The sequence below is a fragment of the Tenacibaculum sp. 47A_GOM-205m genome (genome assembly GCF_000518405.1).
GTDB classification, from domain to species: Bacteria; Bacteroidota; Bacteroidia; order Flavobacteriales; family Flavobacteriaceae; genus Polaribacter; species Polaribacter lutimaris.
In genome coordinates this window covers 22,779-47,037 of record NZ_JADN01000009.1, presented here as the reverse complement: position 1 = coordinate 47,037, position 24,259 = coordinate 22,779, and the positions used below count along the sequence as shown (strand labels likewise).

The 24,259-nt window shown below is 31.8% G+C and carries 23 protein-coding genes; 17 read left to right on the top strand and 6 right to left on the bottom strand.

The annotated features are described in order from the left end of the window. Window positions 1-41 precede the first annotated feature (41 nt). The 7 genes from N534_RS14730 to N534_RS14725 all read left to right on the top strand — a co-directional run bounded on the left by N534_RS14730 (window position 42) and on the right by N534_RS14725 (window position 8,498). Window positions 42-590 carry an SH3 domain-containing protein gene (locus N534_RS14730; RefSeq protein WP_038005976.1) on the top strand — a complete coding sequence of 183 codons (549 nt, stop codon included), beginning with the start codon at window positions 42-44 and terminating at the stop codon, window positions 588-590. A gap of 96 nt (window positions 591-686) precedes the next feature. Continuing rightward, window positions 687-1,763 carry a type I restriction endonuclease gene (locus N534_RS0110800; protein WP_028892503.1) on the top strand — a complete coding sequence of 359 codons (1,077 nt, stop codon included), beginning with the start codon at window positions 687-689 and terminating at the stop codon, window positions 1,761-1,763. A gap of 35 nt (window positions 1,764-1,798) precedes the next feature. After that, a complete protein-coding gene (locus N534_RS0110795) occupies window positions 1,799-2,290 on the top strand; it encodes a thermonuclease family protein (protein WP_038005974.1) in 492 nt (163 codons plus the stop codon). A gap of 12 nt (window positions 2,291-2,302) precedes the next feature. Continuing rightward, a complete protein-coding gene (locus N534_RS0110790; RefSeq protein ID WP_038005973.1) occupies window positions 2,303-2,536 on the top strand; it encodes a hypothetical protein in 234 nt (77 codons plus the stop codon). A 91-nt stretch (window positions 2,537-2,627) separates the two neighbouring features. Beyond that, complete coding sequence (locus N534_RS0110785; protein ID WP_028892500.1) at window positions 2,628-4,484, top strand: DNA topoisomerase IV subunit B; 1,857 nt, start codon at window positions 2,628-2,630, stop codon at window positions 4,482-4,484. 436 nt (window positions 4,485-4,920) lie between these two features. Beyond that, complete coding sequence (locus N534_RS0110770; RefSeq protein ID WP_028892498.1) at window positions 4,921-7,632, top strand: DNA gyrase/topoisomerase IV subunit A; 2,712 nt, start codon at window positions 4,921-4,923, stop codon at window positions 7,630-7,632. Next, entirely contained in the window at window positions 7,632-8,498 is an 867-nt protein-coding gene (locus N534_RS14725) for a mechanosensitive ion channel family protein (RefSeq protein WP_051435904.1), read from the top strand. Before N534_RS0110770 ends, N534_RS14725 begins: the two co-directional genes overlap by 1 nt. A 10-nt stretch (window positions 8,499-8,508) precedes the next feature. On the opposite strand, the gene N534_RS0110760 is transcribed toward N534_RS14725, so the two are convergent. The 3 genes from N534_RS0110760 to N534_RS0110750 form a co-directional block, all read right to left on the bottom strand. Then, window positions 8,509-9,474, bottom strand: coding sequence for a hypothetical protein (locus N534_RS0110760; RefSeq protein ID WP_051435903.1), 966 nt, complete (start codon window positions 9,472-9,474; stop codon window positions 8,509-8,511). A gap of 135 nt (window positions 9,475-9,609) precedes the next feature. Continuing rightward, window positions 9,610-9,921 (bottom strand): DUF6787 family protein, encoded by a 312-nt coding sequence (locus tag N534_RS0110755; protein ID WP_028892496.1) that lies wholly within the window; start codon window positions 9,919-9,921, stop codon window positions 9,610-9,612. A gap of 85 nt (window positions 9,922-10,006) precedes the next feature. Next, on the bottom strand, window positions 10,007-10,657 hold the full coding sequence (locus tag N534_RS0110750; RefSeq protein ID WP_028892495.1) for a DUF937 domain-containing protein: 651 nt from the start codon (window positions 10,655-10,657) through the stop codon (window positions 10,007-10,009). Between the two features lie 121 nt (window positions 10,658-10,778). Here N534_RS0110750 and N534_RS0110745 point away from each other — a divergent pair, with 121 nt between their 5' ends. The 6 genes from N534_RS0110745 (at window position 10,779) to N534_RS0110720 (ending at window position 16,506) form a co-directional block, all read left to right on the top strand. Next, entirely contained in the window at window positions 10,779-12,104 is a 1,326-nt protein-coding gene (locus tag N534_RS0110745) for a dicarboxylate/amino acid:cation symporter (protein WP_028892494.1), read from the top strand. A gap of 73 nt (window positions 12,105-12,177) precedes the next feature. Next, window positions 12,178-13,209, top strand: coding sequence for a glutathione synthase (gshB, locus tag N534_RS0110740; RefSeq protein WP_028892493.1), 1,032 nt, complete (start codon window positions 12,178-12,180; stop codon window positions 13,207-13,209). Then, entirely contained in the window at window positions 13,199-14,038 is an 840-nt protein-coding gene (locus N534_RS0110735; protein ID WP_231517321.1) for a sulfurtransferase, read from the top strand. The genes gshB and N534_RS0110735 overlap by 11 nt, the downstream gene beginning before the upstream one ends. A 7-nt stretch (window positions 14,039-14,045) precedes the next feature. Beyond that, window positions 14,046-14,876 (top strand): N-formylglutamate amidohydrolase, encoded by an 831-nt coding sequence (locus tag N534_RS0110730; protein ID WP_028892491.1) that lies wholly within the window; start codon window positions 14,046-14,048, stop codon window positions 14,874-14,876. A 26-nt stretch (window positions 14,877-14,902) separates the two neighbouring features. Continuing rightward, window positions 14,903-16,060: a flavohemoglobin expression-modulating QEGLA motif protein gene (locus N534_RS0110725; RefSeq protein WP_028892490.1), complete on the top strand. Its 1,158-nt coding sequence runs from the start codon at window positions 14,903-14,905 to the stop codon at window positions 16,058-16,060. A gap of 35 nt (window positions 16,061-16,095) precedes the next feature. Continuing rightward, entirely contained in the window at window positions 16,096-16,506 is a 411-nt protein-coding gene (locus tag N534_RS0110720; RefSeq protein WP_156025600.1) for a hypothetical protein, read from the top strand. 28 nt (window positions 16,507-16,534) lie between these two features. Here N534_RS0110720 and N534_RS0110715 read toward each other — a convergent pair whose 3' ends face one another. From N534_RS0110715 to N534_RS0110705, 3 genes are read right to left on the bottom strand one after another with little or no spacing between them, the layout of a single operon-like run. Continuing rightward, window positions 16,535-17,047, bottom strand: coding sequence for a hypothetical protein (locus N534_RS0110715; RefSeq protein ID WP_028892488.1), 513 nt, complete (start codon window positions 17,045-17,047; stop codon window positions 16,535-16,537). Then, complete coding sequence (locus N534_RS0110710) at window positions 17,037-17,750, bottom strand: DUF3307 domain-containing protein (RefSeq protein WP_028892487.1); 714 nt, start codon at window positions 17,748-17,750, stop codon at window positions 17,037-17,039. Before N534_RS0110710 ends, N534_RS0110715 begins: the two co-directional genes overlap by 11 nt. Then, complete coding sequence (locus N534_RS0110705) at window positions 17,747-18,364, bottom strand: SatD family protein (protein WP_028892486.1); 618 nt, start codon at window positions 18,362-18,364, stop codon at window positions 17,747-17,749. The genes N534_RS0110710 and N534_RS0110705 overlap by 4 nt, the downstream gene beginning before the upstream one ends. A gap of 229 nt (window positions 18,365-18,593) precedes the next feature. On the opposite strand from N534_RS0110705, the gene N534_RS0110695 reads away from it, so the two are divergent. From N534_RS0110695 to N534_RS0110680, 4 genes are read left to right on the top strand one after another with little or no spacing between them, the layout of a single operon-like run. Beyond that, entirely contained in the window at window positions 18,594-20,921 is a 2,328-nt protein-coding gene (locus N534_RS0110695) for an ATP-dependent helicase (protein ID WP_028892485.1), read from the top strand. A 48-nt stretch (window positions 20,922-20,969) separates the two neighbouring features. Further along, window positions 20,970-21,602: a DUF4290 domain-containing protein gene (locus N534_RS0110690; RefSeq protein WP_028892484.1), complete on the top strand. Its 633-nt coding sequence runs from the start codon at window positions 20,970-20,972 to the stop codon at window positions 21,600-21,602. Continuing rightward, entirely contained in the window at window positions 21,603-22,913 is a 1,311-nt protein-coding gene (gene murA, locus N534_RS0110685; RefSeq protein WP_028892483.1) for a UDP-N-acetylglucosamine 1-carboxyvinyltransferase, read from the top strand. It begins immediately after the preceding gene. Between the two features lie 37 nt (window positions 22,914-22,950). After that, window positions 22,951-24,216: a hypothetical protein gene (locus N534_RS0110680; RefSeq protein WP_156025599.1), complete on the top strand. Its 1,266-nt coding sequence runs from the start codon at window positions 22,951-22,953 to the stop codon at window positions 24,214-24,216. The last annotated feature ends 43 nt before the right edge of the window (window positions 24,217-24,259 follow it).

Genomic DNA, 24,259 nt, shown 5'->3' with positions numbered 1-24,259 from the left:
TAATTAGATTTGAGACTATAGAAACATAAACAAAAATATGAATGAAAATAAAACACCAATTATTCGGAGTAGGAATGATATCAGTAGTTATTCTTACATTAGGATTTGCTAAATATCCCACAACCAAAGAATCTTTAAAGAACGTAAGTATTTTAGGGTGTTATGTAGATACAGAAGCGAGATGTACGGGGTCTGCATACTGTAGGGCATGTAAAAATTGCAGTAGGTGCAAGCATTGTAGTGGAGGTGGGTCATGCGGGGTTTGTGCTCGAGGGAAACAAACAAGAAGTTATACCAATTCATATAAGAGTGATAGAAAAACTCAACAAACTAAGAAAACTGTTTTTAATGGAAGCACTAGTATTACATCATTAGAAAAGCCTAATAACTTAAAAACATTGCTTGTAAATAAAAAAAATCTTAATGTAAGGAGTGGTCCAGATATATCATATTATATAATTCAACAACTGGAATTTGGAGAAAAATTAAGTCTAATATCTACGCATGGTAAATGGATTAAAATTAAAGTAAAGAAAACTAAGGTAGTGGGATTTGTACATCAGAGTGAAGTTCTTTTGCTGGAAGATTAAAAGAATATTTAGATCTAATTTTTAACCTTACGGAAATCCGTAAGGTTTTGTTTTTTAGGGAGTTTAGATTTGATGTGTTTAACTAAAACTTGTAAAATGGAACTAGCCAACAAACTAAAAGCACTTTCACAAAAAATTACAACATTAAGAGATCAGATAGAAACGGAAGAAGCAACTAAAACAGCCTTTGTATTGCCTTTTATAGACTTATTGGGGTATGATATTTTTAATCCTACCGAAGTAATACCTGAGTTTACAGCTGATATTGGATTAAAAAAAGGAGAAAAAGTTGATTATGCTATCATAGAGAATAGTGTTCCTATTTTAATAATAGAGTGTAAACATTGGAAAGAAGATTTAAATACACATAACTCTCAGTTGTTTAGATATTTTCATACGTCAAAATCAAGATTTGCACTATTAACAAATGGAATAGAATATAAGTTTTTTACTGACTTAGAAGCTACCAATAAGATGGATGAAAAACCATTCTTAGAATTTGATATAACGAAATTAAAGGAGCCCACTATAAATGAAATAGTGAAATTTCATAAAACAAAATTTGATATCGATCAAATAGTGAATAACGCAAGCTCTTTAAAGTATTCGAAAGAGATTAAAAAGATTTTTAGCTCACAATTAATTGAGCCAGAAAATGATTTTATTCGATTTTTTACTTCAAGAGTTTATTCTGGAAGACAGACAGAAAAAGTATTGGAACAATTTAAAGAATTAGTATCAAAATCTATTAATCAATTTATTAGTGAAAGAGTAAATGATAGATTACAAAATGCGTTGAATAAAGAAGAAGAGAAAATGGTAGAAGAGCAAAAAGAATCTGAGCCAAAAAGTGAAAGTAAAATAGTAACCACAGAAGAAGAAATGGAGGCTTACAGAATTGTTAAGGCTATTTTGAGAAGAAAAATACCTTTAAATAGAATAGCTTTTAGAGATACACAGTCATATTTTGGAATTTTATTAGACGATAATAATCGTAAACCATTATGTAGGCTTCATCTAAATGGAAAAACTAAATACATAGGACTGTTCGATGTAAATAAAAAAGAAGTAAGAGAAAGAATAGAGAGTATTGATGATATCTATAAACTAGATACCTTACTTTTAAGAACTGTAGATTATTACGAGGAGTCTGAAGTAGAAAAAGTTAATTAAAATCTTAAATTAGGTTCTGAATTATAGATTAAACTATGTACCTAAAAACAATACTATTATTTTTATTAATAACTCTAACAGGGGCAAAAGTACCGAAAGAATTTAGTGCAAGAGTAATTGGGGTAGTAGACGGAGATACATTAAAGATATTATATGAAAACAAGCCAATTCAAATTAGGCTAGAGCATATTGATTGTCCAGAAAAAGGACAAGCTTATAGTACGAAAGCAAAACAGTTTGTATCCAACAGTATATTTGGGAAAACAGTTAAAGTAGTTAACAAGGGTAAGTGGCATTGGAACCGTTTAATTGCCGAGATTTATTATGATAAGAATCAAAATATAAATAAAAGCTTGGTTAAAAATGGGCTAGCAATGCATTTTATAAAGTATTCAAAAAGTAAAGAATATAGTGAGCTAGAACAAAAAGCTAGAATCAACAAAGTAGGAGTTTGGTCATTATCAAAAGTAATAGCTCCTTGGGAATACAGAAAAGCAAAAAAGAATAAAACTTTTATTGAAAAATAAAAAATCAGAATAATGAAATATATACTACTCATATTTGCGACATTAATGTTAATGGCTTTTCAAGAAAAGAAAGATAAAAACGTATTTATTTGTAAAAGTGTAGCAAGTGAACGTTATCATTTAAAGAAAACATGTAGAGGACTTTCTACTTGTAAAACAGAAATAAAAACGATTGTAAGGAAGAAAGCCGAAAGTTATGGTCGGACTCTGTGTAAAATAGAAGCTAAACAATTAAAGGGAAAATAACACAAACTCTGTTAATAATTAAATTAACAGAGTTTTTTGTTTTTACGTTGTAAACACTATTTTAGCAGAGACTTCAATTGCTTTTATTTTTATGACTCAAGAAACAAAATATACCGAAGATAATATTCGCTCGCTCGATTGGAAAGAACATATCCGTATGCGTCCTGGGATGTATATTGGAAAATTAGGAGACGGTTCTTCACCCGACGATGGTATCTATATTTTGGTAAAAGAAGTGCTTGATAACTCTATTGATGAGTTTGTTATGGGTACAGGAAAAACGATTGAAGTTTCGGTACAGGGCGAAAAAGTAATTGTGCGCGATTATGGTCGTGGTATTCCGTTAGGAAAAGTAGTAGATGTTGTATCGAAAATGAATACTGGGGGTAAGTATGATTCACGCGCCTTTAAAAAATCGGTAGGATTAAACGGAGTAGGTACAAAAGCGGTAAACGCCTTATCTACTTACTTCAGAGTTGAGTCTACCCGTGATGGTAAATCAGCAGCAGCAGAGTTTGAAAAAGGAAATTTAACGAATGAAGAATTTCTTGAAGAAACATCACGTCGAAGAGGTACCAAAGTAACCTTTATTGCAGATGATAGTATTTTTAAGAACTACAAGTATCGTCCAGAATATATTATAAAACTACTGAAAAACTACGTATATCTTAATCCAGGATTAACTATTGTTTTTAACGGTGAAAAATTCTATTCAGAAAACGGATTAAAAGATTTATTAGAAGATAACAACAATCAAGATGATATGTTGTATCCGATAATTCATTTGCGTGGTGATGATATTGAAATTGCGATGACGCACAGTAAAACGCAATATTCAGAAGAATATCACTCATTTGTAAATGGACAAAACACCACACAAGGAGGTACACACTTAAATGCTTTTAGAGAAGCAGTAGTAAAAACGGTACGTGAGTTTTTTGGAAAGAATTTTGATGCATCTGATGTGCGTAAATCCATCATTGCAGCGATTTCTATCAAGGTAATGGAACCTGTTTTTGAAAGTCAGACCAAAACCAAGTTGGGTTCTACTGAAATGGGAGGTGATTTACCAACCGTTCGTACCTATATCAACGACTTTGTAAAAACGCAATTAGACAACTTTTTACATAAAAATACAGAGATAGCTGATAAACTTCAAAAGAAGATATTGCAAGCTGAAAAAGAACGTAAAGAGTTATCAGGAATTCGAAAATTAGCTCGTGAGCGCGCAAAAAAAGCAAGTTTACACAACAAAAAGCTACGTGATTGTCGTATTCACTTTGGAGATACTAAAAAAGACGGATATTTAGATACAACTCTATTTATTACCGAGGGAGATTCGGCAAGTGGATCGATAACCAAGTCTCGAAACGTAAACACACAAGCAGTATTTAGTTTAAAAGGAAAACCGTTAAACTCGTACGGATTGTCAAAGAAAATCGTATATGAAAATGAAGAGTTTAACCTGTTACAAGCAGCCTTAAATATAGAAGACGGATTGGAAGATTTGCGTTACAACAATATCGTAATTGCTACCGATGCCGATGTAGATGGAATGCACATACGCTTGTTATTAATTACCTTCTTTTTGCAATTCTTCCCAGAAGTTATTAAAGAAGGACATCTCTACATTTTAGATACACCACTTTTTAGGGTTCGAAATAAAAAGGAAACCATTTATTGTTATTCAGAAGAAGAAAAGCAAGCCGCAATAAATAAGTTGAGAGGAAAACCTGAAATAACTCGATTTAAGGGGTTAGGGGAGATTTCTCCTAACGAATTTGTCCATTTTATTGGAGATGATATTCGTTTAGACCCAGTAATGTTAGACAAAGAAATGTCGATAGAACAAATGTTAGAGTTCTATATGGGTAAAAATACTCCAGACAGACAAAAGTTTATCATTAACAACTTAAAGGTTGAGTTAGATATTGTAGAAGAAGTTTAATATGAAAGAATTAAAGAAATTAATTATAATAGTATCATTGATAATGATTCTCGCGTGTGCCTTAATGATTTATTTTGGTAGTCCATCAAATCAAAATTCATATATAGGAATATTATTAATGCTGATTATGGCTTTAGTATTAGGTTTATCTATCAAAAAAATTAAAGAATAAAGATCAGATAAATAAATTAACTTGTAACGAAGTACAAGAAATAATAATGGATAGAAATAGAAGAGCCAGAATATATTTATTAATAGCATTTTCAATTTTTTTTGTCAACGTATTTAATGTTGATTTTGACAATTTAAGTTGGGAGGGAAATAAGGCGCCTTATATCAATATGATAGTTGCAGCCTTAGTTTTTATAGCTATTTTTTTACTAATTAAGAAGAAACAAAAGGACTCTTAAACGAATAAACGTTTAAACATTCATACATGAGTGAAGAAAACAACAATTACGAACACGAAGAAGAATTAACAAATGAAAATCATTCAGAAGTAACCGAAACCATTACTAAGGTAACGGGTATGTATAAAGAATGGTTTTTAGATTATGCTTCCTATGTAATTTTAGAACGTGCAGTACCATCGATTGAAGACGGATTTAAACCCGTACAACGTCGTATTATGCATTCGATGAAAGATTTAGATGATGGTCGCTATAACAAAGTAGCGAACATTGTTGGGCATACCATGCAGTATCATCCGCATGGAGATGCTTCTATTGCCGATGCCATGGTACAAATGGGGCAAAAGGAGTTATTGATAGATATGCAAGGTAACTGGGGTAATATCCTAACAGGTGACCGTGCTGCAGCCTCACGTTATATTGAAGCTCGTTTGTCTAAGTTCGCGTTAGATGTTGTTTTTAATGCTAAAACTACCGAGTGGCAAGCATCGTATGACGGACGTAAAAAAGAACCTGTAAACTTACCTGTAAAGTTTCCACTGTTATTAGCACAAGGAGCAGAAGGGATTGCTGTAGGCCTTTCTACCAAAATACTTCCACATAACTTTAACGAGTTAATAGATGCTTCTATAAAATATTTAAAAGGAAGAAGTTTTACCATTGTTCCTGATTTTTTAACTGGAGGTATCGTAGATGTAACCGATTATAAAGACGGAAAAAGAGGTGGTAAAATTAGAGTACGTGCTAAAATATCAGCACTTGATAAAAAAACACTAGTTATTAATGAAATTCCTTTTGGAACGACTACCTCATCATTAATTGACAGTATTTTAAAGGCAAATGACAAAGGGAAAATTAAAATTAAAAAGATAGAAGATAACACAGCTGCTGAGGTAGAAATTTTGGTGCATTTACCACCTAATGTATCGCCAGATAAAACAATTGATGCGTTATATGCTTTTACCAATTGTGAAAACTCAATATCTCCTCTATGTTGTATTATTGAAGACAACAAACCTATTTTTATAGGAGTAAGTGAAATTCTAAGAAAATCAACAGACTTTACGGTTGAATTACTTAAGCGTGAATTAGAAATTCAGTTACACGAGTTAGAAGAACAATGGCACTTTGCCTCGTTAGAACGTATATTTATTGAAAATAGAATTTACCGTGATATTGAAGAAGTTGAAACTTGGGAAGGTGTAATTGAAGCGATTGATAAAGGGTTACAACCGCATATCAAACATTTAAGACGCGAAGTAACAGAAGAAGATATCGTGCGTTTAACAGAAATTCGAATTAAAAAGATTTCTAAGTTTGATATTGACAAGGCGAAACAATTTATTGAAAGCTTAGAAGAAAAAATAGCAGAGGTAAAGAATTACTTAGCAAACCTTATCGATTTTGCGATTGATTATTTTAAAGAATTAAAAACGAAATACGGAAAAGGTAAAGAGCGAAAAACAGAAATCCGAATTTTTGACGATATCGTAGCTACCAAGGTAGTTATGCGTAATTCTAAACTATATGTAAATAGAGAAGAAGGATTTATTGGAACATCCTTGAAAAAAGACGAATACGTTACCGATTGTGCTGATATTGATGATGTTATTGTTTTTAGAGAAGACGGATCAATGATTGTTACAAAAGTAGATTCTAAAACCTTTGTGGGTAAAGGAATTATACACGTTGCCATTTTCAAAAAGAAAGACAAGCGCACTGTTTATAACATGATTTATAGAGATGGAGCTAAAGGAGCTTCCTTTATGAAACGTTTCAATGTAACATCGGTTACACGTGATAAAGAGTACAACTTAGCAAATGACGATTCTAAATCGAAAGTATTGTACTTCTCAGCAAACCCTAATGGAGAAGCAGAAGTAGTAACTATTTTGCTGCGTGCTGTTGGAAGTATCAAAAAGCTAAAGTGGGATATTGATTTTGCTGATTTAGCAATAAAAGGGCGTAGTGTTAGAGGGAATCAGGTAACCAAATATGCGATTAAAAAAGTAGAGTTTAAAGAAGCAGGTGTATCTACTTTAAAACCGCGTAAAGTTTGGTTTGATGATACGGTTCAACGTTTAAATGTAGATGGAAGAGGAGAGTTGTTAGGAGAGTTTAAAGCAGAAGATAAAATTTTAATTGCGACGCAATCAGGTAAAATAAAAGCAGTGACTCCAGATTTAGGAATGCATTTCGAAGATGACATGATTGTCTTAGAAAAATGGAAGCCTAATAAGCCTATTTCAGTAATTTATTTTGACGGAAATAAAGAACGTTATTTTGTAAAACGTTTTTTAATTGAAGCTCCTGATAAAGAAGAAATTTTCATTTCAGAGCACGAAAAATCGAAATTACAAATTATAGTAACCGATTATCGTCCAGTAGCTGAGGTAATTTTTTCAAAGCGAAGTTTAGAGAATATCGAGGTAAACTTTGAAGAGTTTATAGCGGTTAAAGGTATTAAAGCCTTAGGAAATCAGTTAACTGTTGAAAAAATAAAAACAGTTAATTTGTTAGAGTCACTTCCGTATGAAGAACCAGAGGAGGATAAAGTAGAAGATATTGAGGTAAACGAAGAGGAAGAAATAGTTGAAGAGTCTTTAGGTTTAGATGTTTCTGAGATAAAAAAAGAATTCGAAGAGTCGAAAGAAGATAAGGCAAAAAAAGCTTTAGAAAGAGCACTTCAAAAGAAGAAAAAAAGTAAAGATGACGAAAGTCAAACAGCATTATTTTAATGAGTGAATTAATATCATATCGTTTCAATTTAGATACTTTTTTTGGTGTTTTAGGTTATATTATAGTTGCTTTTCTAACCTCTTGGCTTATATCCAGGTTAGTTAGAGCAATTATTTGGCAACTAATTAAAAGTAAAAAAGAAGATCGTTTTGGTAGAACTAGTATTCAGTTTTTACGTAATTCGGTAACCTTTGTAATAGGGCTTTTAACTGTTATATACATTATTATGACAGTTCCGGCTTTTAGAAGTAAGGCAACATTAATTTTTTCTGGAGCAGGTATTATTGCTGCGATTATAGGTTTTGCTGCGCAAGCAGCGCTCTCTAATTTAATTGCAGGAGCTTTTATTGTTATTTTTCGTCCGTTTCGAGTAGGCGATTATATTAAATTAGATGAAACCCGTGTAGGAATTGTAGAAGACATTACGTTACGTCATACAGTAATTAATAATTTTGAAAATAAACGATTGATTATACCAAACTCTGTAATTAGTACCGATTCTATCTTAAATCATACTATAGAAGATTCTCATATTCTAAGTTTTAATAATTTTAAATTAGGAATAAAAGCAGATATAGATTTAGCACGAAAAATTATTCAAGATGAGGCGGTAAAGTTACCAACAGTAATAGATTATCGTACACCAGAGCAAGTAATGGCAGATGTAAATCAAGTAGATGTTCGTGTTATTGATATACATCCAGACCATATACATATGCGTGCATACGTATGGTTGAATGAACCTTTTCAGGAATTTAAAACAAAATGTAACCTAAAAGAAGCGGTGCATAAACGTTTTTTAAAAGAGGGAGTAGACTTGCCTATTCCAATCAATATAAATGAAATAATTAACAAAGTAAACTAAGTTTACTTTGTTAATAGACTTCAAAAGTTATAAAAAGCTTTTTATCAGAAGGTTTAGGAACTTCAGAAATTAAACCATAAATACCTTTATCTAGTATTGCTGTAAAATACCCTTTGTTTCCTGCAGGCATGTCATTTACACCACCTAAGAAAATTACATCAGAAGGTGCAGGTTCTATTAATCCTTTAGGTTCAGCCCAGTTCATCCATTTTTCTAAATTTTTAAGATCTGTTTTGTTTTGTAGTTTAACAAGATTAATATCGTGTCCAACGAAACTTTCATATACAGTTTGATCTTTAAAAAGAACAGAAAATGTACGTTTCCCTGCAAAAACTGAGTCTTTTAAAATAATCCCTTCAGTACTAGAAATAGTTATATTGGCATCGGCTTCAGGTTCAGAGTTTCCTGAATCTTTATTTGAAACAACAAGGTCTTTGACCATTCCCATAGAAGAGTGAAATACGCCGTTACTCATTTTTACATAACACTCTAGCATATAATTTCCTGGTTTTAAATACAGGATTGTTTCGCCTGTTTTTTCAGGAGAAAGTAATCCACTACCACCTAAAAAAGTTACTTCACTAAACCATTCAGGTAGTTTCTTAAATTCTTCAAATCCTTTTTTAGGATTTCCTTCATTAATAAGCTTCATTGCTTCATCAAATACAGGAGCTACAAATTTTTTAGCATCCTCTGAGTTTTTCCCTTCAGGATACTTATCTACAAGAAAGAAATGAGTTTGTGGCGATTTATTTAAGTATTTAAAAGTATTCCAGCCTGAAGGAATGGTATCAGCCATTTGAAAATCCATACTTTCAGTAATAATTGTAATAACATTTTTCTTTTTAGCTTTTTGTTCCGTTGGAATAATAGTAGTGTTTTGGTTTTCTTTTTTGTCTGATTTACAGGCGTTAAATAATACAATGAAGCAACCAATTACTATAGATAATAGTATTCTTTTTTTTAGAGTTTTCATACGAAGTTAGGTTTTGTTAGTATTTCTATTAAAGAAAAGGGAACTAATAGAGGAGGTGTTACAAATCTTATCGACGTACGAAAGTAAGAAATTATAAAAAGAAAATAAAAGGTAAAATCCTGATTATTAATGTTTTTAGTTTTGTTTTTTAAAAAGAAATCCTAACCCAAGACGACTTAAAAACTTCTTTTCAAAGTCCCAGAAAAAATTAAATTGACCAAATAACCAACCTAATAAAGGTAAAGTAGTTTGATAAATAGGGAAAATAAGTAAAATTCTTAAAGGGTAATACAACCAAGGAGACATAGTTTCAGGAGACAAACCAAGTAAGCCCGTTATAGGTTTAGCTACCCAAGCAGCAAATGAACCATTCATAGCAAATACAATAAAAATTGAAGCTAAAGACCAGTTATTGTCTACTCCCCAACGTTGTTTTAGTTTTTCCATACAGACTAATAATCGTGGCAAAAGTAATTAAAAGAAAAAGGGCAAACAAATGTTTGCCCTTTGATTCATCATTAAAAGAGAAAGTTTATTTTTTTCCAAAAACCCCACCTAATAATCCGCCTAATAAACCACCAGAATTTTGTTTACTGCTGCTAGCGTTTCCTAATACCATACCAGCTACATCATCAACAATACTACCGTCACCATCGGCATCTAAAATTTGTTCTAAGAAGCTTTGTTCTCTTTCGTTAGAGTTTCCACCAAGCAAACCACCTAATAAACTTCCTAAGTCACCAGTATTATTTACATTGGTTTCACGTTTTTGTTTTCCTAAAAGACCCAATAAGATTGGAGCAGCTGTTTTTAAGATATCTGCTACAGCATTTGTGTCTATACCTGCTTTTTGACCAATTACTTGTTCAACGCCTTGTTGTTTGTTTCCTAAAACATGTCCTAAAATTTTACTTCCGTCTTGTAAAACATCTGAGTTTACACCGCCATTAAATAAATCACCAAGGTTGTCTAAAATTCCTCCATCATGTTTATTTAATGCGCTCATTAAGCCTTCTGCACCTTCAGAAGAAGAAGCATTACGTTGCATAGCTTTCATTAAAACAGGCAAAGCCATTGTTAATACGCTGCTTGTTTTATCAGTATCTTGACCAGTAGATCCTGCTACACCAGAAACAATTGTTTTACCTAAATCACTGTTTAATAAGTCTAAAATTCCTGCCATTTTTAATTTTATAAGGTTAGTACTAAGTTCTTATTTATTGAGACACAAGTTACAAATTAGAGGTCACTTTTTTTTTCAATATTTCTTTTTACCTTACAGCCTCAAAAAACTAATAGATTACATGAAGAAACTTGCACTACACTGGCAAATTTTAATAGGAATGATTTTAGGAATTTTATTTGGTTTAGCGATGACTTTCGTTGAAGGAGGAGCGTCATTTGTAGCTAACTGGATAAAACCATTGGGAACTATTTTTGTGAAATTATTAAAGTTAATAGCTGTTCCATTAATTATAGCGTCTTTAGTAAAAGGGATATCGGATTTAAAAGATATTTCTAAGTTTAAAAATATAGGGCTACGTACCATACTTATATATATAGGTACTACAGTAATTGCAATTACTGTAGGGTTAATGTTGGTTAACATTGTACAGCCAGGAAATGGAATTTCTGAAGATACTATAGCAAAATTAACAGAAACCTATGCGAATAGTGGAGGAGTACAATCAAAAATAGCAGAAGCGAGTAAACAAAAAGCAAGCGGACCTTTACAATTTATTGTAGATATGGTTCCTGATAACGCAATGCAGGCAATGAGTAGTAACAAAGCAATGTTACAAGTAATTTTCTTTACCATTTTCTTAGGAATATCGATGTTACTGGTAGGGGAGAAGAAATCTAAGCCTTTAAAGAAGTTTTTCGATTCTTTAAATGAAGTTGTACTAAAAATGGTAGATTTAATTATGTTGTCTGCTCCGTATGCTGTATTCGCATTATTAGCTAACGTAGTAGTGTCTTCAAATGACCCAGATTTATTATTAGCATTATTAAAATATGCATTAACAGTGGTAGGTGGCTTGTTGATATTGATTGTATTCTATATGATTTTAATAAGTGTATTTGTAAAAAAGAATCCATTTTGGTTTTTACAACAAATTAGTCCAGCACAATTGTTAGCTTTTTCTACAAGTTCTAGTGCTGCAACGTTACCAGTAACAATGGAGCGTGTTGAAGAGCATGTAGGTGTAGATAAAGAAGTGTCGAGTTTTGTATTACCAGTAGGTGCTACTATTAATATGGACGGTACGAGCTTGTATCAAGCCGTGGCGGCTGTATTTATAGCACAAGCATTAAGTTTTAATCTAACTTTTGGAGATCAATTAACCATTATACTTACAGCATTATTAGCATCTATAGGTTCTGCTGCAGTACCGGGTGCAGGTATGGTAATGTTGGTTATTGTGTTAGAGTCTGTAGGTTTTCCGGCAGATAAATTAGCAATTGGTTTAGCATTAATTTTTGCTGTTGACAGACCTTTAGATATGTGTAGAACAGTAATTAATGTTACAGGCGATGCTACTGTATCTACTTTAGTAGCAAAATCTGTAGGTAAATTAGGGAAACCACATCCTCAAAATTGGGATGATCATTATGATGAAGTAAAGTAAATGTATAGCATTACTTATATAAATAGATTGAATAATAGTAATTAAAGAAGAAAGAATAAACAAATCAGGTTAAATGAATATTTGTTTTTTAATGTATCCTTGGGAAGAAATAAATCCTGAGAAAGATTCAACTTTAACGTTGATACATGAGTGTGCAAAACGAGGGCATGGAGTAGCAATATGTACACCATCTAACTTAACAATACGAAATAGTGTAACAAATGCTTTTTGTACCATTGTTGGAAGAATGGACAAAGTACCAGCAAGTATAAAATCGTACTATAAAAAAGCAACTACAAGAGAAGAAATGCTTCCTTTAGCTGGATTCGATGCTATTTTCATGAGAGCAAATCCACCTTTAGACCCATTAATGTTGAACTTTTTAGATTCAGTAAAAGATGATGTTTTTGTCATCAACTCGGTTCAAGGAATGCGTGAAGCAAATAACAAGTTGTATACCGCTGTTTTTGAAGATCCAAACAATGAGATAATTCCAGTAACTCACGTTTCTAAAAACAAAGACTATTTGATAAATATTATTGAAGAATCTGAGTCAGATAAAATGATCTTAAAACCATTAAACGGATATGGAGGTTCAGGAGTAATTTTGATTGAAAAGTCGGCAATGGGAAATATTAATTCTCTGTTAGATTTTTATATAAATAAAAGTGATGGATCTTCCGATTATGTCATTCTACAAGATTATATAGAAGGAGCCGATCAAGGTGATGTACGTATTTTATTGTTAAACGGATTGCCTATTGGGGCAATGAGACGTATTCCTGGAGATAAAGATCATCGTTCAAATATTACAGCAGGTGGTAGGGTAGAAAAGCATAAGCTAACAAAAGCTGAAAAGTTATTGTGTGATAAGATTGGTCCAAAATTGGTTCAAGACGGATTGTATTTTGTAGGAATAGATGTTATTGGGGGAAAACTAGTCGAGGTTAATGTGATGAGTCCAGGAGGAATTGTTTACATTAATAAAGTATCAAAAGTTAAGATTCAAGAAAAGGTAATTGACTTTTTAGAGAGTAAAGTTTTAGAAAAAAATGCAGCATTCAGAAGAATGACAGATTTAAAACGTAAAGTAGATGATGCTTAAAGTAGTTACACCTCTTGTTTCAGTAGAATGGTTACAAGAGAATTTAGAGGCTAAAAATCTAATTATTTTAGATGCAACCATTCCTAAAGTAGGAGGTACATTAGATATTACAAAAGAAAAACAGCAAATTAAAAATGCTGTTTTCTTTGATTTAAAGAACGTTTTCTTAAATATTGAAGGAGAATATCCAAATACAATTCCGTCGAAAGAACACTTTGAAAAACAAGTTCAAAAACTAGGAATAAACAATAATAGTTGTATTGTGGTTTATGACGATTTAGGGGTGTATTCATCGCCAAGAGTATGGTGGCTGTTCAATGTTTTTGGATTTCAAAATATCGCTGTTTTAAATGGAGGATTACCTGCATGGAAAGAAGCAGGATATAATGTAGAGCCTCAGAAAGAAAAGAAAATTGAAAGAGGTAATTTTGAAGCTGAATACCAAGAAGATTTGCTACGAGTAACCGAACAAGTTTTGGAAGCTTCCAATAATAAAGAGTTGATTTTGGATGCGCGTTCGAAAGGACGTTTTTACGCTACTGAACCAGAACCAAGAGCCGATATGCGTGGAGGTCATATTCCAAATTCGAAAAGTTTGCCTCACGGAAGATTACAGTCTGATGGGAAAATGAAATCAGTAGAGGAGCTTCAACAATTATTTTTTGAAATGAATCCTAAAAAAGAACACATGACTTTTTCGTGTGGATCAGGAATAACGGCGTGTATTTTAGCTTTAGGAGCGGAGGCGTCAGGATATACAAATTATAGTGTATATGATGGTTCTTGGACAGAGTGGGCAAGTAGATTAGAGTTACCTGTTGAAAAGTAGTTGTATGATGGAAAAACTTTCGATAGCAGAAATTATAGAAAAAATTCAAAAGGAAGAGATTTTTGAAGCCGTATCTAGCGATTATTCCTTTACTATAAAAATAGAAGAGTATGTTCCGTATGTATGTGGAGCCGTTCATGACGGGCATCAATTCAGACAAGAGTTGTGGGAAAATTGTATGCATACCGAATATGAACGTTGGTACGAAGAAGATCCAGAAACCAAAGCAATGGTACAATCGCACCCAATTGTTATTGCAGGAATGGACTCTCGTTTCGAGTATGATTTGAACCGTGCTCCTGAAACAGCAATTTATACCGATGCTTGGGGTAAGCAATTGTGGTACAAGCCACTTTCTGAAGAAATGAGAATTAAAAGTTTGAATAAACATGCTAATTTTTACAAAGTTGTTCATGCGTTGATTTCAAAAATTGAAGAAAAATTTAGCATTTGTATTGTGTATGATATGCATTCTTATAATTGGCAACGTTGGGATAGGGAAGTGCCAACATGGAATTTAGGTACTGCTAATGTAGATAATGGTCGTTTCGGTAATGAAATAGAAGCGTGGAGAGGCATATTAGAACAAATGCCTTTACCTAACAATATCAAATCAACGTCTAAAATCAATGATACTTTTCAAGGGAATGGTTATTTCTTAAAGTATATCACGCAAAACTTTAATAATACTTTAGTGTTGGCGACAGAAATAGCGAAAGTATATTGCGATGAGTTAGCACAAATCACATATCCAGAAGTTGTAGGTGCTGTAGAAAAGTATTTAAAAGAGGAGTTAAAATTGCATGCGCAATCATTTTATGAAACGCATAAAAAATAAATTTGTAGTTACTTTAATAAATTACAATGAAGGAAATTAATGCTACCGCAGAAGCGATTGCTGATATAGATAAAAAAATAGATAAACTCGTTAAAAAAATAGAGTTATTACGTTACGTAAACCCTGTTAATATAGAGGAAGAAAAGCAACGCTTTTTTGAGTCGAAATACTTAACCGATCCTGTTTTTGAATATCCAAAGAGAGATTTTGACAAATTTAAACTGCATCGAGAGTTTTTTACACTTCCGTTGGAGTTGATAGAGGATGAAAAAATTCGTAATCTATATGAAGAAATCATTTATTACTACTCGGGAATTGTACAGTGTATCGAAACTGTAGGAGAAGGAAAAAAATTCTATTACAACAGTTTGCGTTCTTTTGGAAAACCTACTGAGCAAGATGTAGAGAATGCAAAATTCATTTTACATTTTGATGCTGAAGATACTTCCGAAGAAATATTTCAACCAAAATACTCTATAGAAGAAGCGGAAAAATTATTTAGAGAATACGGAAGTAGGTATGACTTTTCTTTTAATATAAAAGAATCTGATACTATGGGGGCTATTGCTATGGTGTTAAATAGTACACAAACCTTGGTGTTGAACAGTAATCATATCTTTTCAAAAAATGAAATGGGTATTTTAACCAATCATGAAATCGGAGTACATATGGTAACAACGATGAATGGTGTATTGCATCCGCTTAAAATATTTTCTCATGGGTTTCCTAATAATGTTGAGACACAAGAAGGACTAGCTGTTTTTAGTGAATACATGTCAGGTAATTTAACGATTAAACGTTTAAAAGAATTGGCGTATCGAGTAATTGCTGTAAATAGTTTGGTAAAAGGATCTTCATTTTCAAAAACATTTAGATTGCTACATAATAACTATGATTTAGAAAGAGAACAAGCGTTTTATATTACAACGCGTATTCATAGAGGAGGAGGTTTTACAAAAGATTATTTGTACTTAACAGGGCTAAAAAAAATCTATGATTATTTTCATTCTGGTAAAGATTTGAGTGTGTTATTAACAGGAAAAGTTTCGTTAGAATATGTAAATGATATTGAATATTTGATTAATAGAGGGTATGCTGAGCATGCAAAATATATAACCGATTCTTATGTAGCAAATTCAAATACCAACCCCAAGATTGATTTTATTCTAAATAATTTAAAATAAATAGTTTACATTAGTAATCTAAAACTTTAATGATTATGAAAAAAGCCATTTTTTTACTTTTATTTTTATTTATCAGTACAGTTAGTTTTGCACAAAGGAGCTATTGGTTGGGAGAGTTTAAAAGTGGTGCGAAAATTTATTTAGCTTTAATTAAGAATGATGATAATCATGGCTTGCATGTAAGAATGTATAGTACTCATAATGATAGAGCTGTTTTGATTCGTGCTAATAAAAAGAAAAATTCAGAAACCTATAATATGCAAAAGAAATATGGAGGTTGGTCTGATAAAAATTATCTGGCATTTTCTAATCTCTTAGGAGAGGGGAAAGGTTATCTTGTTATGAATGGGAAGCCATTGAGTATAAAAAAGATTAGTAGAAGTGAAATTCCGGAATATATAAAAGGTTCACGAACAGAATATAAAAGAACATATGTTACAAATTAAAAAAAACCTCCAAACGGAGGCTTTTTTATTATATCAGTTTTTTAACTTCTTGTTTTAAAAAGCCAATAGCAGTATTTGCAGGACTTTCTTCTTGAGAGTAATCAATGAGTACATTTTCACGTAAATCTTTTGCAGTACTTACATTATCTGCAGTTGATCGAAGCTTTGCGATAATAGCCAGTTTAGCAGCTAAAACAGCTTTCCAGCTATCTTCAGAAATATATAATTGTTGCACTAGGTTGTGCTCAAATTCTTGTTCAATATTTCCTATTAAAAGTTGTAAATAGTTATCTGGATCATCTCCAATAGGATTTACTCTTAATAATAATTTTGATGGATTAATACGTTCACAAAACAATAACATACGTTCGTATGCTTGTAGTTTTACTGGTAAACTTTCTCGTTTTTTTTCAACTAAGGCGTTAAAGGTTTTTTCTTTGTTGTCTTGTTCTATAAAACGACCTAAAATAAGATAAGCTACACCACCAGTTACTAAAGCAGGTAGGGCATAGGCTAATCCTTCTATAATTTTATCTTCCATAATGCGAATATACGAGTCCTGTTAAAATTGCCAATCCAAAACTTAATAAAGTTCCGACAAGTACATACTCTGTTAATTTTCTATCTTTTGATGCGGTTAAATCTCCAAACCTGAATATAGATTTTGCTGCGAGTAAAAACCCCACTCCAGCCCATTGATTAATTGCTATAAAAACAAAAACCAATAAACGTTCTAAAAAGCCAATATACTTTCCTGCGTTAGCTAACGATTGTTCTTCTGATTTATTATTTTTCTCAGGATTCCATTTAGAAATCAACGTATTTATAATAATAGATGAGGTAAATGTTACAAAAAGTAAACAACAGGTTAAGAGTAAATTATGCTCACTTGCTATTGCTGAAAATGTAAAGTTAAAAGGTTGGGAAATATAAGTGGCTATTCCTACAAAAAAGAGGTGTAAAGTTTGATCTAAAAAGAAAAGCAAACGCTTGTTTTTCTTTTTTTGAAGATAAATTTTACCCAAATCAATTAAAAAGTGAGAAACTATTATTAATAAGAAAACATTCCAATATTGTAAGTTAAACTGTAATAAGATTAATAACAGAAAAGCATGAACACCTATGTGAGCGTATAGTTTTGTTGATTTGATTTTCTTTTTCTCTTTGTCTTTAACCCAGCTTTTTGGTTGAAAAACAAAATCGCCCAATAAATGAGCTACTAAAAGTTTTAAAAAGAGTATCATAGGTTGGTTAGTTTCTTATTCATAAGAGTTCTATAACGTTTTTCTAACTTCATGATTTCATCAAAACCAGCACGTTTTCTTCGTTCGCTAGCACTACTTTCTGAAATGGCTAATTTTTTAGCAATTACTTTTTGAGTACTTTCAGGGTTTTCTAAATACATTTTTACAAAAGCAGCCGAATTTACTGTCCAATTATCCATAATCAGCAAACTTAAACCTAAAGAAACTTCAAACTCTTCATTAATGTCTTTCCAAGGTGTTTTTAGAGCTAAATTTTGCTTTTTTAATGAATGATCGAAGGCATAACCTGAATTAACAAAAGCTTCACCATTAGCTTCTGTTACTTTATCAGCATCAAAGCTTTTAGTTCCTATACCAATAGCTAAACGAATATCTAAATCTTTTATTTTTTTTATAGTAGTTTTTAATTCAATAGCAAAAAGTAAAGTATCAGCAATATTTTCAATTTCAATTTGAAAACTATCACCGCGAAAAATTTCCCATGTTTTAGGAGTTTCTCCTATTTTGTTAAAGCTTTGCTTTAAAATAGGAAGCCATATTTTAGCTAATACATCTCTAGAATTTATAATATCACCTGTAATTACACTTGTCATACTGCTAAATTTTTAGTAAAAATAAATCTTTATATTCATAAAACAAAATAATTCGGGTTTTAAAACGAATATGTATTTATTTGGGTTATTAGACGAATTTTTAAATATTCGGTAATTATATCGAATTTTTCAAGAATAAAATTCGTGAATAAAAAATGGTTCAGAATCTTTAATAAACCTAAAAGAATGGTTAATTTTCCATTTTTAAAATCTTTCAATTTATTTTTCATTGAGTACTTATTTAGAGCAACTTAACGAGCCACAGAGAGCAGCCGTTTTACAAAAAGACGGTCCAATGATTATTATTGCCGGAGCAGGATCGGGTAAAACACGTGTATTAACCTATAGAATTGCTTATTTAATGGAGCAAGGAGTAGATGCGTTTAACATCTTGTCACTTACCTTTACCAATAAAGCTGCCCGCGAAATGAAAGACCGTATTGGTAAAGTAGTAGGTTATAGCGAAGCTAAAAACTTATGGATGGGAACTTTTCACTCGGTTTTTGCACGTATTTTACGTTCAGAAGCTGACCGATTAGGATATCCATCAAACTTCACCATTTACGATACACAAGATTCAGTTCGATTGATAACGGCAATTATCAAAGAAATGAATTTGGATAAAGATAGATATAAGCCAAAGCAAATTTTAAGTAGAATATCGTCTTTTAAAAACAGTTTAATTACGGTTAGAGCGTATTTTAATAATTCTGATTTACAACAAGCCGATTTAGAAGCTAGTAGACCGAGAACAGGAGATATTTATAAAGAATATGTAGATAGATGTTTTAAGTCTGGAGCTATGGATTTTGACGATTTACTACTGCGAACGAATGAGTTGTTAGCGCGTTTTCCAGATGTGTTAGCAAAATATCAAGATCGTTTCCGATATATTTTGGTAGATGAGTACCAGGATACTAACCATTCACAGTATTTAATTGTACGTGCGTTGGCAGATCGTTTTCAGAATATTTGTGTGGTAGGAGATGATTCACAAAGTATCTATGGATTCCGTGGTGCAAACATTCAAAACATCTTAAATTTCCAAAAGGATTATCCGGATGTAAAAACTTTTAAGTTAGAACAAAACTACCGCTCAACTAGTAACATTGTACGAGCTGCGAATAGTGTTATTGATAAGAACAAAACCAAGTTAGATAAAGAAATTTGGACAGCTAATGATGCGGGAGATAGCGTGAAAGTGATGCGTACGATTTCTGATGGAGAAGAAGGACGTTTTGTAGCACAATCTATTTGGGAAAACCAAATGAATCACCAATTGACAAGTGATCAGTTTGCGATTCTATACCGTACCAATGCTCAATCAAGAGCGATAGAAGATGCGTTACGTAAAAAAGACATTAAGTATAAAATTTACGGAGGAATCTCATTCTACCAACGTAAAGAAATTAAAGATTTACTATCATATTTACGAATTTTAATCAATCCGAATGACGAGGAAGCATTAAAGCGTATTATCAATTATCCTGCAAGGGGTATTGGTGCTACAACGATAGATAAGTTAACTATTGCTGCAAATCACTATAAAAAATCAATGTTTGATATTTTAAAGAATATCAGTACGATTGATATCAGTATTAATTCTGGAACCAAAACAAAGTTACAGAATTTTGTAAACATGATTCAGCGTTTTCAAATAGAAGCGCAAACCAAAAATGCTTTTGAAATAGCAGATTTGGTGGTGAAACAAACGCAATTAGTTAAAGATTTACAAAAAGACGGAACTCCCGAAGGAGTGAACAAGGTTGAAAACGTTCAGGAATTATTAAACGGGATAAAAGATTTTATTACAGATAAGATTGAGACAGGAGAGGATGCTTCGTTAACGTCTTTTTTAGAGGATGTAGCACTAGCGACTGATTTTGATTCTGATAAACAAGATGAAGAACCTCGAGTTTCGTTAATGACAATTCACTTATCAAAAGGATTAGAATTTCCATACGTGTATATTGTAGGGTTAGAAGAAAGCTTGTTTCCTTCTGCAATGAGTATGAACACACGTAGTGAGTTAGAGGAAGAAAGACGTTTATTTTACGTAGCTTTAACAAGAGCAGAAAAAGGAGCCTATTTAACTTATGCACAAACACGTTATCGTTGGGGTAAATTAACTGACGGTGAACCAAGTAGGTTTTTAGAAGAAATAGATGAACAGTATTTAGAGTATTTAACACCTAAAGTTCCAGAACCTTCTGCAAATAGATTTATTGATGCAAGTTTATTTGATGATACTCCGAAGCAAATTCGTTTTCAAAAGCCTATTCAGAAAAAAAGAAAAGAGTTTTTAGAAAAGAAAGAAAAACCGATGACGATTCCTCCAAAAAGTAAGATGAAAAAGGTTTCAGATATGAATCCCAAAATGAATTTATTTGATGGAGAAATTACCGTAGGAAATTTAGTAGAGCATAACCGTTTTGGTACAGGAAGAGTAATAGCTTTAGAAGGGAAAGGACCCAATAAAAAAGCAGAAATAGAGTTTAGTACCGTAGGTAAAAAGAAATTATTGTTACAATTTGCAAAATTGAAGGTAGTCGGATAGCTAGTTCGTAAATAATTACCTATTTTGCATGGATAAAAATATAGAGAAATGACGTTTGATTTAGAATACAATTCAGAAAGATCGAAATTAATTATTCCTGAATACGGAAGACATATACAAAAACTCGTAAATCATTGTGTTGCTTTAGAAGATAGAGAAGAGCGTAACACAATGGCTAAGGCAATTATAGACGTAATGGGTAATTTACAACCACACTTACGTGATGTTCCTGATTTTAAACATAAGCTATGGGATCAGCTACATATCATGTCTAATTTTAAATTAGATGTAGATTCTCCTTATGACACACCTTCTAAAGAAGAGTTGCAAGAGGCTCCAGAAAGAATGGCATATCCTAAATCAGCTTCTAAATATCGTTTTTATGGAACAAATATTCAAACGATGATTGATGTAGCTTTAACTTGGGAAGATGGTGATATGAAAGAAGCGTTGATTTTTACCATTGCGAATCATATGAAGAAATGTTATCTAAATTGGAATAAAGACACGGTTGATGATAATGTAATTTTTGATCATCTGTATGAATTATCAGACGGAAAAATAGACATCAGAAGTATTGAAGAAGATTTAACAGATAGTAAAAGTTTGTTAAGAAAACGTAGTACCCAAGGTCAGCACAAATCAAAAGGAAAATCAAACACTAAATACAGAAAAAAGTAAATGGCATCATTTAAAATTGAAGGAGGTCACAAATTAAAAGGAACAATAACACCACAAGGGGCAAAAAACGAAGCATTACAAGTAATTTGTGCAGTGTTATTAACTTCAGAAAAAGTAATAATTAACAACATTCCTGATATTATTGATGTCAATAAATTGATTTTCATTTTAGGAGAATTAGGAGTTAAGATTGAAAAACTTTCTAAAAATTCTTATAGTTTTCAAGCAGATGATATCAATTTAAAATATCTAGAATCAGCAGACTTTAAAAGGGATGGAAGCTCACTAAGAGGTTCTATTATGATTGTTGGTCCGTTGTTAGCTCGTTTTGGAAAAGGATACATTCCACGTCCAGGAGGAGATAAAATTGGTCGTCGTCGTTTAGATACACACTTTGAAGGATTCATCAATTTAGGAGCAAAATTCCGTTATAATCGTGAGGAATATTTTTATGGAGTAGAAACTGAAACAGGTTTGGTTGGTACAGAAATGTTGCTAGACGAAGCTTCAGTAACTGGAACTGCAAACATCATTATGGCGGCAGTTTTAGCAAAGGGAACTACAACTATTTATAACGCTGCGTGTGAACCTTATATTCAACAATTATCAAAAATGTTGAACTCTATGGGAGCAAAAATCTCAGGAGTAGGTTCTAATTTATTAACTATTGAAGGAGTTGAGTCTTTAGGAGGTTGTGAGCATACTATTTTACCAGATATGATTGAAATAGGAAGTTGGATAGGTATGGCTGCAATGACGCGTTCTGAATTAACTATCAAAGATGTTAGTTGGGATGATTTAGGACAAATTCCTAATGTGTTTAGAAAATTAGGAATTCAACTAGAAAAAAGAGGGGATGATATCTTTATTCCTGAACAAGATAGTTATGAGATTCAAAGTTACATTGATGGATCAGTACTTACAGTAGCCGATGCGCCTTGGCCAGGGTTTACACCAGATTTATTAAGTATTGTATTAGTAGTAGCAACTCAAGCAAAAGGTACGGTTTTAATTCATCAAAAAATGTTTGAAAGTCGCTTGTTCTTTGTTGATAAATTAATAGACATGGGAGCTAAAGTAATTTTATGTGATCCACATAGAGCTACAGTAATTGGGCACGATTTCAAATCGCAATTAAAAGCAACTAAAATGACTTCACCAGATATTCGTGCAGGTATTTCTTTATTAATTGCTGCCTTATCAGCAAAAGGAACGAGTATCATAGATAATATTGAACAAATTGATAGAGGTTACGAGGATATTGAAGCTCGTTTAAAATCTATCGGAGCTAAAATTGAAAGAATTAGTTAACTAAATATAAATCAAAAATAATTTTTAAAAGATGAAAATGATTAAGAATTTATTTCTTTTTACAGTTTTATTGGTATGTACCAATATATTTTCTCAAAACACTCAGTTTAAACCTCATAAGTTTGAATTGGAGTTTAATCAACCAGAGTTTTTTAAGAACTTAAAAACTATTAGCTATGAAATTCAAGATGATGGAACTTATTGGAATCATGAATATGATGAAAATGATAATAAGCCAGAAAACTATAGAGATTTTCCAACGTTACAATCTTTTACTGAAGGCTTAAAAGTAAAAGGGTATGAGTATGTAGAAAATGAAGGAGACATTCAAATAGTAGTGGGTTTTACTGGTAGTCAATTACAGCATGTAGAAAATGGATTACAGTTACAAGGTACTATGAATTTAATGGTGTTGGTTGATGGAGATAAAATGATTCATAATGAGGTAAGAAGAATAAAGTCTATCGTACCAAATTCAAAAGAATATCCAACTGAAACTAGGTTTTATAGAAATAAAACAAAGGCTATGTTGTTAACAAAGGAGGTACAAGATTACATTGATAGTAATGTAGGTGTTTTGTTTACAGGTAAGTCAGAAGTTGAATTATATTTTGGTTTATTTAGGAATGCCAAAAAAGGAAAAGCTAAAGAATTTAATGATATTTCTACACCACTGATTGAAGAAATAAAGACTACACAATCTAGTGAAACTCTTAAAAAAGCTGTTGAATACTGGAAAGAACAAGTAGATGTAGATTACGGAAAAAAATTAAAGCTAAAAAGAAAGCTTAAAGTAATTTATGCGAATTTAACAACAGCAAGTATTTTACTAGGTGATATAGATAATGCTAAAGAGTATGCGAAAATAGCTAGAAAAAATGCAGGTTTCTTAGATTATTTTAATAATGGTTATAATGATTATGAAAAGAAATTAAAGTATGTGTCAGAAAATCAAGATCTTAAAATGCATAGTATTACTAAAGAAGGTAGATACGCATATGAAATTGATATTAAAGAAGAGGGTGAGTTTGATTTAGGTAAAAAATCAAAAGGTTTTTCAAGAATTATTATACAAAGATACCTTCCAGTTGCAAGTTCAAATTCAGGAATGATGTCTTTAGATGCTGGGGAAAGTCCAACAGCAAAGTTATTTATTGATGGAGAACCAAAGTATATCTATAATTGTAGTAGCAAACACTCTATAAAACTTAAAAATGGTAAGACTATTATTTTTAAATTACAAAAAGGAGAATATGTACCTTATGTAACAGTTGATGGAGCAGAAGTAGGAAGACTACATTAAGACTAACCAGATATTATAATAATAAAAAAATCGTGTCAAGTTG